General features: G+C 74.3%; 14 protein-coding genes and 1 riboswitch. Of the genes, 6 read left to right on the forward strand and 8 right to left on the reverse strand.

What is annotated here, in order from left to right; genetic code table 11:
- Positions 1-55 precede the first annotated feature (55 nt).
- The gene (locus tag BLW57_RS03615; RefSeq protein ID WP_093472083.1) at positions 56-796 is read left to right on the forward strand and encodes a DUF3566 domain-containing protein; all 741 of its coding nucleotides are present in this window, start codon (positions 56-58) and stop codon (positions 794-796) included.
- Between the two features lie 35 nt (positions 797-831).
- Here BLW57_RS03615 and BLW57_RS03620 read toward each other — a convergent pair whose 3' ends face one another.
- From BLW57_RS03620 to BLW57_RS03630, 3 genes are all read right to left on the reverse strand, one after another.
- Entirely contained in the window at positions 832-1,425 is a 594-nt protein-coding gene (locus BLW57_RS03620) for a DUF4232 domain-containing protein (protein ID WP_093472085.1), read from the reverse strand.
- A gap of 182 nt (positions 1,426-1,607) precedes the next feature.
- Positions 1,608-2,606, reverse strand: a complete 999-nt coding sequence (gene gap, locus BLW57_RS03625; protein ID WP_093472086.1) for a type I glyceraldehyde-3-phosphate dehydrogenase — start codon at positions 2,604-2,606, stop codon at positions 1,608-1,610.
- A gap of 130 nt (positions 2,607-2,736) precedes the next feature.
- Positions 2,737-3,693: a GlxA family transcriptional regulator gene (locus BLW57_RS03630; protein ID WP_093472088.1), complete on the reverse strand. Its 957-nt coding sequence runs from the start codon at positions 3,691-3,693 to the stop codon at positions 2,737-2,739.
- A 321-nt stretch (positions 3,694-4,014) separates the two neighbouring features.
- Here BLW57_RS03630 and BLW57_RS03635 point away from each other — a divergent pair, with 321 nt between their 5' ends.
- The 3 genes from BLW57_RS03635 (at position 4,015) to BLW57_RS03645 (ending at position 6,820) form a co-directional block, all read left to right on the forward strand.
- Complete coding sequence (locus tag BLW57_RS03635) at positions 4,015-4,281, forward strand: hypothetical protein (protein ID WP_093472089.1); 267 nt, start codon at positions 4,015-4,017, stop codon at positions 4,279-4,281.
- Between the two features lie 411 nt (positions 4,282-4,692).
- The gene (locus BLW57_RS03640; protein WP_093480501.1) at positions 4,693-5,817 is read left to right on the forward strand and encodes a PP2C family protein-serine/threonine phosphatase; all 1,125 of its coding nucleotides are present in this window, start codon (positions 4,693-4,695) and stop codon (positions 5,815-5,817) included.
- 44 nt (positions 5,818-5,861) lie between these two features.
- Positions 5,862-5,929, forward strand: a riboswitch (guanidine-III (ykkC-III) riboswitch).
- Positions 5,930-5,941: 12 nt separating this feature from the next.
- Positions 5,942-6,820 carry an MBL fold metallo-hydrolase gene (locus BLW57_RS03645; protein ID WP_256339371.1) on the forward strand — a complete coding sequence of 293 codons (879 nt, stop codon included), beginning with the start codon at positions 5,942-5,944 and terminating at the stop codon, positions 6,818-6,820.
- 34 nt (positions 6,821-6,854) lie between these two features.
- Here BLW57_RS03645 and BLW57_RS03650 read toward each other — a convergent pair whose 3' ends face one another.
- Genes BLW57_RS03650 through BLW57_RS03665 form a run of 4 tightly spaced genes read right to left on the reverse strand, consistent with a single transcriptional unit; the run spans position 6,855 to position 11,770 of the window.
- The gene (locus tag BLW57_RS03650; protein ID WP_093472092.1) at positions 6,855-7,997 is read right to left on the reverse strand and encodes an XdhC family protein; all 1,143 of its coding nucleotides are present in this window, start codon (positions 7,995-7,997) and stop codon (positions 6,855-6,857) included.
- Positions 7,990-10,188 (reverse strand): xanthine dehydrogenase family protein molybdopterin-binding subunit, encoded by a 2,199-nt coding sequence (locus tag BLW57_RS03655; protein ID WP_093472094.1) that lies wholly within the window; start codon positions 10,186-10,188, stop codon positions 7,990-7,992. The genes BLW57_RS03650 and BLW57_RS03655 overlap by 8 nt, the downstream gene beginning before the upstream one ends.
- On the reverse strand, positions 10,185-11,177 hold the full coding sequence (locus BLW57_RS03660) for an FAD binding domain-containing protein (protein ID WP_093472095.1): 993 nt from the start codon (positions 11,175-11,177) through the stop codon (positions 10,185-10,187). The genes BLW57_RS03655 and BLW57_RS03660 overlap by 4 nt, the downstream gene beginning before the upstream one ends.
- The gene (locus tag BLW57_RS03665; protein WP_093472097.1) at positions 11,174-11,770 is read right to left on the reverse strand and encodes a (2Fe-2S)-binding protein; all 597 of its coding nucleotides are present in this window, start codon (positions 11,768-11,770) and stop codon (positions 11,174-11,176) included. The genes BLW57_RS03660 and BLW57_RS03665 overlap by 4 nt, the downstream gene beginning before the upstream one ends.
- A gap of 305 nt (positions 11,771-12,075) precedes the next feature.
- On the opposite strand from BLW57_RS03665, the gene BLW57_RS03670 reads away from it, so the two are divergent.
- The gene (locus tag BLW57_RS03670; RefSeq protein ID WP_093472099.1) at positions 12,076-12,654 is read left to right on the forward strand and encodes a TetR/AcrR family transcriptional regulator; all 579 of its coding nucleotides are present in this window, start codon (positions 12,076-12,078) and stop codon (positions 12,652-12,654) included.
- A gap of 704 nt (positions 12,655-13,358) precedes the next feature.
- Here BLW57_RS03670 and BLW57_RS03675 read toward each other — a convergent pair.
- Positions 13,359-13,910: a DoxX family membrane protein gene (locus BLW57_RS03675; protein ID WP_093472101.1), complete on the reverse strand. Its 552-nt coding sequence runs from the start codon at positions 13,908-13,910 to the stop codon at positions 13,359-13,361.
- Positions 13,911-14,033: 123 nt separating this feature from the next.
- On the opposite strand from BLW57_RS03675, the gene BLW57_RS42865 reads away from it, so the two are divergent.
- Complete coding sequence (locus BLW57_RS42865; RefSeq protein ID WP_176985442.1) at positions 14,034-17,258, forward strand: ATP-binding protein; 3,225 nt, start codon at positions 14,034-14,036, stop codon at positions 17,256-17,258.
- Positions 17,259-17,286 lie beyond the last annotated feature (28 nt).

A 17,286-nucleotide genomic window follows, 5' to 3' on the forward strand; every position in this document is an offset into this window, starting at 1 on the left:
CTCGATGTGGGTGGGCGACGCGGAGGTTTCAGGCTAGTCAGGGAGACGGACAGGCATGAGCCGAGCCAAGCGCAGGCCCCACGGTGCGGCCCGCCACGGGGAGACGTCGACGCCGGACGAGCAGGGTGCGGGCTTCCGCCCGCACCGGGAGAGGGATGCCGCCGGGTTCCGGCGAATAGTGCCGCCCGACGACGTCGGGCCGCTGACCACGCACCGGAGCCCGGCCGGCGAGCACCCGGGATCCGTGCCGCCGCCCGGCCCGGCACGCCGATCCGGCCCCCGGACGATGCGGGTGCGCATCTCCGAGGGGGATCCCTGGTCGGTGATGGTGACCAGCTTCCTGCTCCTGGCCGGTCTCGGCGTCGTCGCGATCGTCACCACGGTCGTGCTGTGGGTCATGCTGGAGGTGCTGGCCCCGAACGCCCTGCCGGACCTGACGACCGTGCTGGCCATCGCCGTCGGGGTGGTGACCCTCGAAGTCGTCCTGGGCGCGTGCCTGGCGACGCTGAGCACCTTCGTCTACAACCTGTCGGCGCAGTACCACGGGGGGCTCGAAGTGGCCGTCACCGACGACCTGTCCGACCCCACCCCGGCCGCCGCCCAGGCGCTGCTGCTCATGGCCCGGAGCCGGGCACGCGCCCGCACGTATCTGCGCCGGCACAGGCCGTCCTGGGCCGGCCAGGCCGTACGGCGACTGCCCGCCGGCGGCCCCCACACCGGTGGGCCCTCGCCCGACCGGCCGGCGCGGACGGCCGACGGTCCGGACGGGGCGCGGAAGGGATCCGACACCGCCTGACCGCCGCCGCCCCACGACGAGGGGCTCCGGACCCCTCAGCCGTCGACGGGTATCCGGTACGCCAGAGCCGTGACGTTCAGATCGCCGTTGTCCACCCACTGCGGGAACTTCAGCGTCTTGTGCCTGGTCGCGGCCGGCGGGGTGACCTGGAGGTAGGAGGCGTGCACCGCGTCGGACGTCCCGGTGTTGGCGTGCGTCCAGGCGACGACGGCCTCGGCGCTCTGGCCCCGGTGGAGGGTCAGCGTCGACTTGGCGGGGCTCTTGGCGTACCAGGTGTCGCCCCAGTGGGTGGTCGAGGGAAGCGTCCGGTGCGTGCCGTTCTCCAGGCCGAGACCCGGGTAGCCGCGCAGCAGGCAGGTGCGGGCGCCGACGTTCTTGAGCTTCAGGACCACGCCCTGATGGTTCATGCCGCCGGCCAGCTGCTGTCCGAACGAGGCGCTCAGACCGGCTACGGAACAGGTGGGCGTCGAGGCCGCCGCGCCCGTCCCGGTCGCCCCCGCGACACCGGCGGCGGTGATGCCCAGTCCGGCGGCGGCGGTCACCGCGAGCGCCGCGCGCACGAGGCTCCGGCGGCGCTCGGAGCGGTCGGCCGCGGCGGGCCGGGGTGTGAGGCTCTGGTGCTGGGTCATGGCGAGCGTTCTCCCTTCGCTTGCGTTCTCGGGTTCTCCTTCACCCTGGTGTGATGCCGGAAGCGAGAGAAAAGTTCGGGAGGAAGGGCGGGAATGGCGCGAAAAGGCCGGAGCACCACCGGCGCGGTGTGCGCGGTGGTGCTCCCGTCCCCGTGGTGCCGCCCGGTGGGGCCGCGGGTGACTCAGGCGCCGGCGAGAAGACCCAGCGTGTCGATCACGCGGTGGGAGAAGCCCCACTCGTTGTCGTACCAGGCGACCACCTTGATGTGCCGGCCGTCCACGCGGGTGAGGGCCGAGTCGAAGATGGAGGAGGCGGGGTTGCCCGTGATGTCGGCGGACACGAGCGGGTCCTCCGAGTACTCCAGGACGCCCGCGAGCCTGCCCTCCGCGGCGCGGCGGTAGGCCGCCAGCACCTCGTCGCGGGACACGTCGCGGCTGACGGTCGTGTTCAGCTCGACGATCGAGCCGACCGGGACCGGCACACGGATGGAGTCGCCGGACAGCTTGCCGTCGAGGTTCGGCAGGACCAGGCCGATCGCCTTGGCGGCGCCCGTGGTGGTCGGCACGATGTTGACGGCGGCGGCACGGGCGCGGCGGGCGTCGCGGTGGGGGCCGTCCTGGAGGTTCTGCTCCTGGGTGTAGGCGTGCACCGTGGTCATGAAACCGTGCTCGATCCCGGCGAGGTCGTCGAGCACGGAGGCCAGCGGGGCCAGCGCGTTGGTGGTGCAGGAGGCGTTCGAGACGATCGTGTGCAGGGCCGGGTCGTAGGCGTCGGTGTTCACACCGAAGGCGAGCGTCACGTCGGCGCCGTCCGAGGGCGCGCTGACGAGTACCTTCCGCGCACCCGCGTCGAGGTGGGCCCGGGCGGCCTTGGCGGAGGTGAAGCGGCCGGTCGCCTCCAGCACGATGTCGACGCCGAGCTCGGCCCACGGCAGCTGCGCCGGATCGCGTTCGGCGAGCACGCGGATGCGGCGGCCGTCCACGACCAGGGTGTCGCCGTCGACGGTCACCGGGCGGCCGAGCCGGCCGGCCGTGGTGTCGTAGGCGAGCAGCCGGGCGAGGGTGGCGGGCTCCGTGAGGTCGTTCACGGCGACGATCTCCAGGTCGCTGGAGCGTTCCAGCAGCGCGCGCAGCACGTTGCGTCCGATGCGGCCGAATCCGTTGACGGCGATGCGAGTCATGTGTGGTGTCCCTTCGTCCGGGGACCAGCCTCGCGTCCGGACGAGGTCCGTGGCCGTGGCGTGAGCGCCACGGTTCGCAAGGATCGCGCCAGGGCGCGCCGAGAGCGGTGAGGCCGGCGGCGGAGGCCGGCTACTCGCCCCGGGTGAAGGTGCGCCGGTACTCGCTCGGAGTGGTGCCGAGGATGCGCTGGAAATGGGCGCGCAGGTTCGCACCGGTGCCGAGGCCGACGTCGTTGGCGATCTGCTCGACGCTGCGTTCGGAGCGTTCCAGCAGCTCACGGGCCATGTCGATACGGGCGCGCATGACCCATTGCATCGGTGTGTAGCCGGTGTCCTCGGCGAAGCGCCGCGAGAAGGTGCGGGGCGAGACCGCCGCGTGCTGCGCGAGCACCTCCAGGTTGAGGGACTCGTCGAGCCGGTGCAGCGCCCACTCGCGGGTGGCTGCGAAGCGCTCGCCGAGCGGTTCGGGCACGCTGCGCGGCACGTACTGGGCCTGGCCGCCGCTGCGGTAGGGCGCCGCGACCAGCCGGCGGGCCGCGTGGTTCGACGCGGCCACGCCGAGATCGCCGCGCAGGATGTGCAGGCACAGGTCGATGCCCGAGGCCGCGCCGGCCGATGTCAGGACGCTGCCCTCGTCGACGAAGAGCACGTTCTCGTCGACCTTGACCAGGGGGTGCTTCGCGGCGAAGGCGCGCGTGTAGTGCCAGTGCGTCGTGGCGCGCCTGCCGTCCAGCAGACCGGTCGCGGCGAGCGCGAAGGCGCCCGTCGAGATGGCGGCGAGCCGCGTCCCCCGGTCGTGGGCGTCGATCAGCGCGTCCACGACGGCGCCCGGCGGGTCGTCACGGTCCGGGAACCGGTAGCCGGGGATGAAGACGATGTCGGCCCAGGCGAGGGCTTCGAGGCCGTGGGCGACGTGGTACGACAGTCCGTCGCCGCCGGCCACCGGCCCGGGCGCCGCACCGCACACCCGGACCTCGTAGGGCATGCTCGCGCGGGTCGTGAACACCTGTGCCGGGATGCCCACGTCGAGCGGCTTGGCGCCTTCGAGGACGACGACGGCTACGCGGTGAAGACGCAAGGACGGCACGGGACCAGCGTAGATGCAGGGCGCTCCGCCCCGGCCCGCTGCCCGCGCCTTTGGGCCAGCGGGTCCCGCGCCGCTGTGACATGCAGGCCGGGCGAAGGGCGGTTAGCGTGAAGGGGAAGGGCCGCGTTCCCGGGGGGTACGCCCGCCCCCGCGGGCGAGAGCCCTGTCTTCGGGGCCGACAGCCCACGTGGCGCATGTCGTGCTTCTCGTCCCCGCGCGGTTCCGTCCGTGGCCGCGTCGTACCTTCCCCACCGCGGCCACGGCACCTTCCCCCTCGTCCCGGAAACCCCCACAAGAGGTGGAAAGAAGGAAGGCAGGCCCATGAAAGGACAGCGAGCGAGGCGCCTGTGCGCGTTGACCGCGATCGGCGTTCTCATGGCCGGTGGCGCTGCCGTCGGAGCAGCGGGCTCGGCCTCCGCGGCCACTCCGGACCACGCACCGGCCTATGGTGGCTGCTCCGATGGCGGCGGCTGGTGGAACGGCTACTGCAACGGCTACGGAAACCGGGGCGACTTCTACCGCAACGGCTTCATCGGCGGCAACGGTTTCGTCGGTGGCGGCGGTGTCGTGGTGATCGTGCTGGGCTAGGCGGTGGAGAGGAACAGCAGGCACAACGACCGCACAGGACGGTCGGGGCATCATGCCGCGGCCCGATGACACGAGTTCGCACGGTTCACGCCGGGCACGGCCCGGCGTGAACCGTGCGGTCGTCGGAACATGCCGCCTGGTGGAGCAATCACGGTGTGCCGCGGCCCGGCGCAGCAGGCTGGTGGTTCTTGTCGGGGCCGGGTGACGGGAGACCGGGGTGCGAAGGCCGCGTAAGCCGAACCGACGGGCGGGCCGTGCGCCCGCGCGCCGTACCACCCGCACCGCTCCGCCCGTTCGCGCGCAGGCCGCGGCGTCCGCGCACGGGAGCGACGGGTGAGGCTCGGACAGGGCCGGCGGGACCCGCAGGCCGTCCCGGCCGCCCGGACCGGGCTGCCCGCGCCGCCGGCGTGGATGCGCTGGCTCCCGGTGCTGTACGTCGCGGGCCTGCTGGTGCTGGAACCCTTGACGCCGGTGGACTGGCCGGTGAGTTTCGTGCTGGTCGCGCTGCCGCTGGTGGCGGCCTTCGCCCACGGGCCGGCGGTGGTGGCCGCCACGACGGTGTTCGCCATCGTCTTCGAAGGCGTCCTGGCGGGCACCCCGTGCTGCGCGGGCCGGGCCGTCGGCTATCTGTGGGACCGCCACTACGTGGCCTCCTACGTGTGCACCGCCCTGGTGGGAGCGCTCGGCACGGTACTGGCCGCCCACCGCACCCACCGTGAGCGCACGCTCGCGGACGTACGCTTCGTGGCCGACATCGCCCAGCGCGTCCTGCTCAGACCCGTGCCGCACCGGATCGGCGCCCTGCGGCTGGACAGCCTCTACGTGTCCGCCGACGCGGAGGCGCGCATCGGCGGCGACCTGTACGAGGCCGTCCCCACGGCGCACGGCGTCCGGCTGCTCATCGGGGACGTACGCGGCAAGGGCCTGCTCGCGGTGGAGACCGCCGCCGCGCTGCTCGGCGCCTTCCGCGAGGCGGCGCACGACGAACCCGATCTCCCCGCGCTGGCGGACCGCGTGGAGACGAGCATGAGCCGCCGGGCCACGCAGCTCGGCGGCAGTGAACTGGCGGAGCGGTTCGTCACCGCGGTCTTCGCCGAGATCCCGCCGCGCGGGAACGTCGTGCGGGTCGTCAACTGCGGCCACCCTCCCCCGCTCCTCATCCGCCCCGGCGAGGTGCGCGAGCTGGACCGCGGGCGGTCGGCTCCGCCGCTGAACCTCGGCATGCTCGTCGGGGACACCTACACCGTCGACGAGTACGACTTCGGCCCCGGAGACCAGCTCCTGCTGTACACGGACGGCATCACGGAGACCCGCGACCCGGCCGGCACGTTCTATCCGCTGCTCCAGCGGCTGCGGTCCTGGGGCCCGTTGCCGCCCCGGGAACTGCTGGCGAACCTCCACGGCGATCTGCGGGCCTACAGCCACAACCGGCTCACGGACGACACGGCGGCGCTCTCCGTGTACCTGCTCGCCGACGAGCCGTCCCGGGCGGCCCCGCCGTCGGCCGACACCGGCCGGAGCGGCGAACCGGGCTGAGACCAGGGGCCCGGCCCGTCGAACAGGTGCGTGGTAGCGTCCCGGCGGAGGCGCCGACGTGCCTGCCCCGGACGAGATGTGCGCCGTACCCGGTCCGCCAAGACGACGCACGCGCGGAGGCATCGTGGACAACGGCACGCACCCGATCGACTTCGGCGGCACCCCGCCCCGGGCCCGCCCGCTGGACGTGCGGTGGATCCACGGCTCGCCGTCGGCCAAGCACAACACCGACCCCGACATCCAGGTCCACGCCTACGACGAGCACACCTTCGTGCTGCGGCAGAACAAGGCGGTTCACTACGAGGCGCCGTTCCTGTTTCTGCTGTGCGGCGCGGAACGGGCCGTGCTCATCGACACCGGGGCCACCGAGTCCGCGGAGTTCTTCCCGCTGCGCCGGGTGGTCGACGCGACGCTCGCGGACTGGCTCGAACGCCATCCCCGGGACGGATACGAACTGCTCGTGCTGCACACGCACGGACACGGTGACCACGTCGCGGGCGACGGCCAGTTCGCGGACCGCCCCCGCACCACGGTGGTGGGCGCCGAACCCGCGGTCGCCTGGCGGTACTTCGGGTTCGACGCGGACCCCGACGCGGTCGCCCGGGTCGACCTCGGCGGCCGGGTGCTGGAGTGCCTGGCCACCCCGGGCCACCACGAGGCGGCCGTCACCTATTACGACCCGCCCACCGGGCTGCTGCTCACCGGTGACACGGTCTATCCCGGCCGGCTCTACATCCAGGACGTGGCCGCCTTCACCCGCAGCATGGACCGCCTGATCGAGTTCGCCGGCCGCCGGCCTGTCACGCATGTGCTCGGCTGCCACATCGAGATGACGACCGAGCCGGGCGTGGACTACCCGGTCCGCACCACCTACCAGCCCGACGAGCCCCCGCTCCAGCTGACCCCCGGCCACCTGCGCCGGATCCGGGACGCGCTCGCCGACCTGGGCGACGACGGGTCCCGGTACGCCCACTCCGACTTCATCCTCTGCCCGCAGGACTGACCGGATCCGGGACCCGGACCGGTCGGGGCGTGGATCAGGCCGCGGCCGTGGCGCCGCCCGGTTCCCGGTCGCGGTGGATCGGCGTTCCCGAACCGGTCAGCGGAGCACCCGTGCCGCCCCGCCGGGCGGCGACGATCTCCGCCGCGATCGACAGGGCGGTCTCCTCGGGGGTACGGGCGCCCAGGTCGAGACCGATCGGCGACCGCAGCCGGGCCAGTTCGCGCTCGCTGACGCCTTCGTCCCGCAGCCGCCGGTCGCGGTCCTCGTGGGTGCGGCGCGAACCCATCGCCCCGACGAACGACACCGGCATGGCCAGTGCCGTCCTGAGCAACGGTACGTCGAACTTCGGGTCGTGGGTGAGCACGCACAGGACCGTGCGGGCGTCGGTCGTGGTGCGCCGCAGGTAGCGGTGCGGCCAGTCGACGACGACCTCGTCGGCGTCGGGGAAGCGGGCCCGGGTGGCGAAGACGGGGCGGGCGTCGCAGACGGTGACGTGGTAGCCGAGGAACTTGCCCGCCCGTGCCAGCGCCGCCGCGAAGTCGACCGCGCCGAAGACGATCATCCGCGGCGGCGGCACGCTCGACTCGACCAGCAGGGTGAGGCCGCCGGGGCAGCCCGAGCCGTCCGCCGAGACGTCCACCGTGCCGGTACGGCCGGCCTCCAGCAGGGCCCGCCCCTCGGCGGCGGCGGTCCGGTCCAGGCCGGCGTGGCCGCCGAGACCGCCCTCGTGCGTGCCGTCGGCCCGCACCAGCAGCGCGCGGCCGAGGAGTTCGGCGGGGCCGCGGGCGACGCGGACGAGGGCCGACGGTTCGCCCCGGGCGGCCGAGGACACGGCCGGCCCGAGGACCGCCCGGGCGGGCGCCCGCCCACCCACCGGCGTGATCAGCACCTCGATCGTCCCGCCGCAGGTCAGTCCCACCGCGAAGGCGTCCTCGTCGCTGTAGCCGAAGCGTTCGACGATGCTCTGCCCGGTGTCGAGCGCCTGTCGGCACAGGTCGTAGACCGCGCCCTCCACGCAGCCGCCCGAGACCGAGCCGATGACACTGCCCGCGGTGTCGACCGCGAGGGCGGCGCCGGGACCGCGGGGGGCGCTGCCGCCGACGGCCACCACGGTGGCCACGGCGAACTCCCGCCCCTCCTCGATCCATTGATCCAGTTCCCCGGACAGGTCAAGCATCCGGCGCTCCCCCGGTTTCCGGTCCGTCTCCCGGCAGCGGCCTGCTTCCGGAGGCCCCCGCGTCCCCGGACGCCGCGAGGACACGGTCCGGCCGGATGGGGAGGTTGCGGTGACGGGTGCCGGTCGCGTGCCAGACCGCGTTGGCGATGGCGGCCGCCGCTCCCACGATGCCGATCTCGCCGATGCCCTTGATGCCGACGGGGTCGTTCGGGTCCGGGTCCTCGATCCAGTCGGCCTCGACGCGGAGCACGTCGGCGTTCGTGGCCACGTGGTAGCCCGCCAGGTCGGCACCGACGACACCGCCCGAGGCCCGGTCCCGTACGGCTTCCTCGTGGAGAGCCATGGAGATGCCCCAGATCATGCCGCCGACGAACTGGTTGCGCGCGGTGAGCGGGTTGACGATCCGGCCCGCCGCGAAGACGCCGAGCATGCGCCGCACGCGGACCTCGCCGGTGGCGGGGTCCACGGCCACCTCGGCGAACTGGGCGCCGAAGGAGTGCCGTTCGGCCGGCGCGAGGGCGCCGATGGCCGCGGTGGTGTCCGACCGTACGGTGATGCCCTCCGCGGGGATGTCCGTGCCCAGGGCCAGCCTGTCCCGCAGTTCGCCGGCGGCGGCCGTGACGGCCCAGGCCCAGGAGCGGGTGCCCATGGAACCGCCTGCGATCATCGCCGGGCCGAAGTCGCTGTCGCCGATGCGCACCCGGACGCGCTCCGGGGGCACACCGAGCGCGTCGGCGGCGACGAGGGTGAGGGCCGTACGGGCTCCGGTGCCGATGTCGGCAGCGGCGATCCGCACGCTGAAGGTGTCGTCCGGGTGGGCGGTCACGGTCGCGGTGGACGGCGCGGCGCCCGCCGGGAACGAGGCGGCGGCCGTGCCGGTGCCCAGCAGCCAGCGTCCCTCCCGGCGCAGGCCGGGTCGCGGGTCGCGGTCCGCCCAGCCGAACCTGCGGGCGCCCTCCCGGAAGCAGGCGGCCAGGTTGCGGCCGGCGAACGGCAGGCCGGAGACGGGGCCCTTGTCGGGTTCGTTGCGCAGGCGCAGCTCGATCGGGTCGAGGCCGCACTTCTCGGCGAGTTCGTCCAGCGCCGCTTCCAGGGCGAACGATCCCGGTGCCTCGCCGGGGGCGCGCATGAACGTCGGTGTGGGCACGTCGAGGGGTACGACGCGGTTGGCGGTGTGGTGGGCGTCGGCGTCGTACATCACGCGGGCGACGCCGGCGCTCGGTTCGACGAACTCGTGGACGGTGGAGGTGAGGCTGACCGAGCGGTGCTCCAGTGCGCGCAGGCGGCCGTCGGCGTCGGCGCCGAGCCGGACGTGCTGGGTGGTGGGGCTGCGGTAGCCGGCGAGCGAGAACATCTGGCGCCGGGTCAGGACCACGCGTACGGGGCGCTGCAGGACGGTCGCGGCCATCACCGCGGCCACCTGGTGGGCGCGCACGCCCTTGCTGCCGAAGCCGCCGCCGACGTGTTCGGAGCGGACGCGCACGGCGGCGGGGTCGAGCGAGAAGAGGTTCGCGAGCTCGCCGATGACCCAGGTGGCGCCCTGGTTGGAGTCGATGACCTCCAGCCGTCCGCCGTCCCAGCGGGCGGTCGCCGCGTGCGGCTCCATCGGGTTGTGGTGCTCTTCGGGGGTGGTGTACTCCTCGTCCACGACGGCGGCGGACGCGGCCAGTTCGACGTCCAGGTCCCCCTTCTCCGTCACGGCGGGCATGTGTCCGTCCACCGGGTGGGCGTCGGGGTGCTCGCCCGTGAACTCCACGTCGTGGGGCTGCTGTTCGTAGTGGACCACCAGTGCCTCCGCGGCCTCCCTGGCCTGTTCGGAGGTCTCGGCGACGACGAGGGCGACCGGCCAGCCCAGGTGCGGTACGCGGTCGTGCTGGAAGACGGCGCAGGTCGGGTCCGGCGGGATGCCCAGCAGGCCGACGTAGTCGGTCGAGACGCGGGGCGCGTTGCGGTGGTCCAGGACGGCGAGGACGCCCGGCATGGCGAGGACGGCGTCGGTGTCGATGGCGCTGATGCGGCCGCGGGCGACGGTGGACAGGGCCAGCCAGCCGTACGCGAGGTCGGCGAAGGGCACCTCGCCCGCGTAGCGGGCCGCTCCGGTGACCTTGTCCCGGCCCTCCACGCGGGTGTGCGCCGTACCGACTGCAGGGGCGGGTGCGGGTGTCCGGGTTCCGGTGGTGGCGGTGGTCATCGGGCGGACTCCTCGGTGAGTCGGGTCAGCTCGGCCACCACGAGGTTGCGCATGAGGGCCACCTTGTATCCGTTGTGCGGCAGCGGCCTGGCCGCCGCCAGTTCGGCGTCCGCCGCTGCCGCGAAGGTCGTGGCGTCGGCCGGAGCGCCGATGAGGACGCGTTCGGCTGCCAGGGCGCGCCAGGGACGGGAGGCGACCGCGCCGAGCGCCAGGCGCGCGTCCCGGACGACGCCGTCGCGGACGTCGAGCGCGGCGGCGAGGGAGCCGATGGCGAACGCGTACGAGGCACGCTCGCGGACCTTGCGGTAGCGGGAGCCGGCGGCGACCGGGACGGGCGGCAGCGTGACGCCGGTGATCAGCGCGCCGACGGGCAGGGCGGTCTCCAGGTGCGGGGTGTCGCCGACGGGCAGGTAGAACTCGCCGAGCGGCAACTCCCCCGGCCCGTCGGGGGCTTCGTAGTGCACGACGGCGTCGAAGGCGGTGAGGGCGACGGCCATGTCCGAGGGGTGTACGGCCACGCAGTGGTCGGACGCGCCCAGGATCGCGTGGTTGTGGTGGTCGCCCTCCAGGGCGGGGCAGCCGCTGCCGGGTACCCGCTTGTTGCAGGGCGCGGTGATGTCGGTGAAGTAGCCGCAGCGGGTGCGCTGGAGCAGGTTGCCGCCGACCGTGGCCATGTTGCGCAGCTGGCCGGAGGCCCCGGCCAGCACCGCCTGTGCCAGCGCCGGGTAGCGCCGCCGGACCTCGGGGTGGGCGGCCAGGTCGCCGTTGGTGACGGTGGCGCCGATGCGCAGGCCGCCGTCGGGTGTGGATTCGATCTCGTCGAGGGGCAGTTCGCGGATGTCGATGAGCCGGTTCGGCCGTTCGACACCGGTCTTCATGAGGTCGACGAGGTTGGTGCCGCCGCCGAGGAAGCGGGTGTCCGGGTCCGCGCCGAGCAGGGCGACGGCGCCGGCCACGTCGGACGCGCGCTGGTAGCCGAACTCCCTCATGCCACAGCCCCCTCGGCGTCGGTCGCGGAGCCGGCGGGCGCCCGTCCGTGGGTGTCCGCGCTCGTGCCGGCCGCGGCCGCGCGGGCCACCGCCTCGACGATCGAGACATAGGCGCCGCAGCGGCACAGATTGCCGCTCATCCGTTCTCGGATCTCGTCGGCGGTCAGGGGCGGTGGTCCCGCTTCGGGCCTGACGTCGTCGGTGACGGCGCTCGGCCAGCCGGCGGCGTGCTCCTCGATCACCCCGATCGCCGAGCAGATCTGTCCGGGGGTGCAGTAGCCGCACTGGTAGCCGTCCAGGTCGAGGAATGCCTGCTGCACGGGGTGCAGCCGCTCGCCCTCGGCCAGTCCTTCGACCGTGGTGATCTCGTGGCCTTCGGCCGCCACGGCCAGTTGCAGGCAGGAGACCGTTCGGCGCCCGTCGAGCAGAACGGTGCAGGCACCACATTGCCCCTGGTCACAGCCCTTTTTGGAACCGGTCAGATCGAGGCGCTCACGCAGGGCGTCGAGCAGCGTGGTGCGGTGGTCGACGGGCAGTGTGTACTTCTCGCCGTTGATCTTCAAGGTGATGACACTGGACGTCGATAGGGCCATGAGCAGCTTCTTTCGCGTTTCCAAAGGGAATTGGGGGTCCGGCGACAGGAGTGCCGGCTGGTGCGAAGCGTGCGAGGTGGGTGCCGGGGCAACGTGAGGAACCGGATGCGCGGGGACCTGACCGCGGGCGGCAGGTCCCGACTGCCGGTCGGCGGATACCGAGGTGGCAGGCGCCGACTGCCGTGAGGCCTCGCCCGCGGCTATCGTGGGCGTAACCGGACGACTGTCCGCTACCCCTGAAACGTAACGGACAGTTGTCCGCTTAGCAAGTGCGGGCTTCGGCCAGGAACCCGCGAGGAGGACGAGTGCCGCAGAAGAAGGACGCACCCCTGCGCTCGGACGCCCAGCGCAACCGTGAACGCATCCTGGAAGTGGCACTCACCGAGCTGACGCGCTGCGCGGACGCCCCGCTGAGCGCGATCGCGAAAAAGGCCGGCGTCGGGCAGGGCACGTTCTACCGCAACTTCCCCAACCGCGAGGCACTGGTCCTCGAGATCTACCGGCACGAGATGCAGCAGGTCGCCGACAGCGCCTGCCACTTGCTGCGGACCAGGCCGCCCGAGCGTGCGCTGCGGGCCTGGATGGACCGGCTGGCGGAGTTCGCCATGGCCAAGGCCGGCCTGGCCGACGCGATCCGGCAGGTCACCGGTGCCCCGGGCGGACCGGCGAAGCCGGAGCCCACACCGGTCGCCGCCGCGGCGGACCTCCTCCTGCGCGCCAACGAGGAGGCCGGCACCATCCGCCCGGGCGTCACCGCCGACGACCTCCTCCTCGCCATAGCGGGCCTCTGGCAGCTCGCTCCGCACGAGGACTGGCAGCCACGCGCCGCCCGCCTCTTCGACCTCGTCATGGACGGCCTGCGCACGGGGGCGCCCGAGGGCTGAGCACGTCCGGCCCACGTCGCCCGGCAGAGGCTCGGCAGGGACGCGGCGCCGCCGGTGTCCGCCGACGGGTCCGTGCCCGGCGCGGCGCCACCGGTGCCCGCCCGACGAGTTCGATCACGGCCGGGAACGACCGCGACGGGGCAGCACGCGGTACCGGCCCCCGGCAGGTGCTCGGCAGGGACGCGGCGCCGCTGATGTCCGCCCGCCGAATTCGAGCCCGGCCCCGCCCTCGGGCACCACAGGGTGGCGGCCCGCCTGCCGGAGCACGGCCGGAAACGACCGCGACGAGGCGGCACGCGGTACCGGAGGCCGGGTGCCGACACCACTCACAGGACCGAGGTGTCCGCCGACGGGTTCATGCCCGGCCCCGCCCTCGGGCACGACAGGATGGCGGCCCGCCTGCCGGAGCACGGCCGGAAACGACCGCGACGAGGCGGCACGCGGTACCGGAGGCCGGGTGCCGACACCGCTCACAGGACCGAGGTGTCCGCCGACGGGTTCATGCCCGGCCCCGCCCTCGGGCACCACAGGGTGGCGGCCCGCCTGCCGGAGCACGGCCGGAAACGACCGCGACGAGGCGGCACGCGGTACCGGAGGCCGGGTGCCGGCGCCACGTCGCCCGGCGGGGGCCCGGCAGGGATGCGACGCCGCCGGTGCCCGCCGGCGGGTCGGCGCGCGTACCGGAGGCCGGGTGCCAGCGCCGCTCACAGGCCCAAGGTGACCGCCGCTCCGACCCCGCCCAGGCCGAGGGCGACCGCGGCCTCGGGCCAGCCGCCGCGGCCCCAGGGGAGGTAGTGGTCGACGGAGAGGCGGCCGGGACCGATGGCCGCGACGGCCAGGGCGGCCACGGCGATGCAGACGTTGTACTCCACACCGCCGTCCTCGTCCCAGAGACCGTGGGCGCCGGTGACGGTCACCATCGCGTTGATCATCGTGCCGATCAGCGCGGCGGCCGCGAGCGGCGTCAGCAACCCGAGGGCCAGGCCGAGTCCGCCGAGGAACTCGGACCCGCCGCCGATGACGGCGAAGACCTTCCCCGGGCGGTATCCGAGCCCGGCGAAGGCCTGACCGGTCGCCGTCAGGCCGCCGCCGCCGAAGAGTCCGAACAGTTTCTGCGCGCCGTGCGCGGCCATCAGCAGCCCGAAGGTCAGCCGCAGAAGCAGCAGGCCCCAGTCCGCGGCGGACGACGTCGATGCGTTCGTGGCGTGCGCGTCCGCCGGACCTGGCGGACGGCGCGGAATGCGATTCTCGTTCATGCCAGTGCTCCGATAGCGCGCCGCAACGGGCATTGCCCCCCTGCCGATCCTTCCGCCGCGTCCATGATCACGCATCCGGGGCGGGCCCGGACCCCGGGCGGTAGCCTGCTCGTGAGGACAGCCATGGCCGACGAGGTACGCATCCGGCTCCTCGGCGGGTTCGCGGTGGCGGTCGAGGACCGCCCGGTCGCCGCCGGGGCGTGGCGCCTGCGCAAGGCCCGCAGCCTGCTGAAACTGCTCTGCCTGGCACCCGGCCACCGGATACACCGCGAACAGGTCTACGACCTGCTGTGGCCCGGCCTCGACCGGTCGGCGGCGTCGAACAACTTGCACCAGGTGCTGTACGCGGTGCGCCGCGCGCTGGCCGCCACGGGAGCGCCGGGTGAGGTCGTGGTGCTCCGCGACGACATGGTGGTCCTCGGCCCGGAGGGCGGCGTACGGGTCGACCTCGACGCCTTCGACGAGGCGTCCCGGCGGGCCTCCGACGGTGGCGGCACCGCGGCCTACCGCGCCGCACTCGACCTGGCCGGGCCCGGTCTGCTGCCGGAGGACCGGTACGAGGCCTGGGCGGGCGAGGCGGCCGAGGCGCTGGAGAGACGGCGCGCGGCCCTGCTGCTCGGCCTCGCCGAGGCGCTGGAGCAGGATCACGACACGGCCGGGGCCCTCGACGTACTGCGGACCCTGGTGGCCGGGGATCCCCTGCACGAACCCGGTCACCGGGCTCTGATGCGCGTCCTGGCCGAGGCGGGGCGGCGCCGGGAGGCGCTGGCCGTGTACGAGAGTCTGCGGGACGCGCTCCGGCGCGACACCGGCGCCGACCCCGACCCGCAGACGCGCGGGCTCTACCGTGCGCTGCTGGCCGACTCGGTCGAGCCCCCAAAGGAGCCGGCGCCCCTTCGGCACCGGCTGCCGGCACCGGCCACCGCGCTCATCGGGCGGGAACGGGAGATGGCGGAGATCGTACGGTCCCTGGGGTGCGGCAGGTTGCTCACCCTCACCGGGGCCGGTGGTTGCGGCAAGACCCGGCTGGCGCTCGCCGTGGCTGCCCGCCGGGGCGGCGACTTCCGGGACGGTGCCTGCTTCGTGGACCTGGCCGGGCTGGCGGAGCCGGACCTCGTGCCCGAGGCGGTCGCGACCGCTCTGGGGCTCCCCCTGCCGCCGTCGGGCGGGAGCCGGCAGGCGCTGGTGGCCCAGCTGACCGGACGGGAGCTGCTGCTGGTGCTGGACAACTGCGAGCACCTCGTCGACGCGTGCGCCGCCCTGGCCTCCCAGGTCATCGCGCGCTGTCCGGGCGTCGTCGTCCTCGCGACCAGCCGGGAGCCGTTGCGCAGCTACGGGGAGCGGACCTTCCGGGTGCCCTCGCTGGGGCTGCCGGATCCGCACCGGCTGCCGTCCGTGGCGGAATTGGGCCGCTTCGCCTCCGTACGGCTGTTCACGGAGCGCGCGGCGCAGGCGGACCCGGGGTTCCGGCTGACCGACCGGAACGCCACCGCCGTCGCGCAGATCTGCTTCCGGCTCGACGGCATGCCGCTGGCCCTCGAACTCGCGGCGGCCCGGGTGCACGTGCTGGCGCCGCGGCAGATCGCCGAACGGCTCGACGACGCCCTGGTCCTCCTCGGCCGGGGCGACCGGCGGGGCGTGACCCGGCAGGAGACGCTGCTGGCCACCCTGGAGTGGAGCCATCGCCTGCTCGACGAGGAGGAACAGCGCCTGTTCCGCCGGCTCGCGGTGTTCGTGGGCGGGTTCTCGCTGGCCGCCGCCGAGCAGGTGTGCGCGGACGGCGCGGACGAAGGCGCCGTCCTGGACGTCCTCGACCGGCTGGCCGACAAGTCCCTGGTGTCGGTGGAACCCCGGCAGGACGAGGTGCGCTACCGGCTGCTGGAGACCATCCGCCAGTACGCCGCGGGCCGGCTGCGGGCCGCCGGGGAGGCGGCGGCGACCGAGGTCCGGCACCGGCGTTTCTACCTGGCGCTCGCCGAGTCCTGGGACCGCGAGCCGCCCGCGGGGGTGCCGGCCGCCACGTCGCTGGAGCTGGAGGCCGACCACGGCAATCTGCGGGCCGCCCTGCGCTCCCTCCTGCGCGACGAACCGGACGGCGCGCTGCGGCTGGCCGTCGCCCTGCGGTCGTTCTGGGCCGAACGGGGACTGCTCGCCGAGGGCCGGCGATGGCTGGAGGACGCCCTGGCCGCCGCGCCGGACCCGTCCCCGCAGAGGGCACGGGCGCTGATGGGACGGGCCGTGCTGGCGATCCGCCTGGGTGACGGCGCCCCGCTGGAGGAGATCGCCGAGCAGATCGTGGCGGTGCACCGGGGACGCCCGGACCCGGCGGCGCTGGCGTCCGCCCACTGCCAGCGGGCCATCCTGCTCTGGATGCGCGGCTCGTGGGAGCGGGCCCGCACCGCCCTCGACGTCGCGCGCGCCCTCGCCCTGGAAGCGGGTGAGCCGTCGGTCCTCGCCGCCGCCGCGCATCTCGCGGGCGTCTGGGCCGTCTGCCGCGGTGAGGGCGCGGCGGCCCGGGAGGCAGCCGGGGAGAGCCTGCGGCTGCTGGAGGACGTCAAAACCGGCTGCCGGCCCTTCTTCCCGGTCATCACACCGGGTTACACGGTCGAGGAGGCCGCGTCCGGACAGGTCTCGCTGTACTTCGAGGAGACGGTGCTGGCCGGCCGAGCGGTGGGCCCGTCCCGCGCCCGCGGCCACGCCCTGGCGAACCTCGCGTGGGCGTGCCGCCTCGACGGGGACACCGGCGCCGCCACGACGGCGGCGGAACGCGGTGTCGACTGCTTCCGCGGGCTGGGCGACCCGTACGGCGAGTCCCTGGCCCTGAACACGCTCGGCAACGTCCTGCGCGGCGCGGGCGATCCGGAGGCCGCCGGCCCGTGCCTGGACGCTGCGCTGGCGATCAGGCGCCGCCTCGGGGACCGGCGCGAGGAGGGCATCACCCTCGGCTGCCTGGGGCTGCTCCGGCTGGCCGGTGGTGAAACCGGCGCCGCCCGGACCGCCTTCACCCGGGCCCTCGCGGGCTTCGAGGAGACCGACGATCTCCCGGGCACCATCAACGGCCTGCTGCACCTGGGGCTCGTCGCCCGGGCCTCCGGCGACCCGGTACGCGCCCGTACCCTCCTCGGCCGTGCCCGGGAGCTGGAGCACGTCGCCGGGTCGACGTCCGCCGCCGGCTGGGTCTGCCTGATGCTGGCGCGGTTGCAGGAGCAGGCGGGGCAGCACCGGGCGGCCGAGGCGACGGCCGCCCGGGCCGGCGAGTTGTTCGCCGGCCTCGGCGACGCCCGGGGAACGGCCGCCCTGCGCCGCACGATGCCACGGGCGGCCGGCGGCAAAGCCGCTGCTGAGTGAGTGCTAAGAGCCGCTGCCTACGGTCGTG

It is taken from the genome of Streptomyces sp. 1222.5, from assembly GCF_900105245.1.
GTDB lineage: Bacteria > Actinomycetota > Actinomycetes > Streptomycetales > Streptomycetaceae > Streptomyces > Streptomyces albidocamelliae.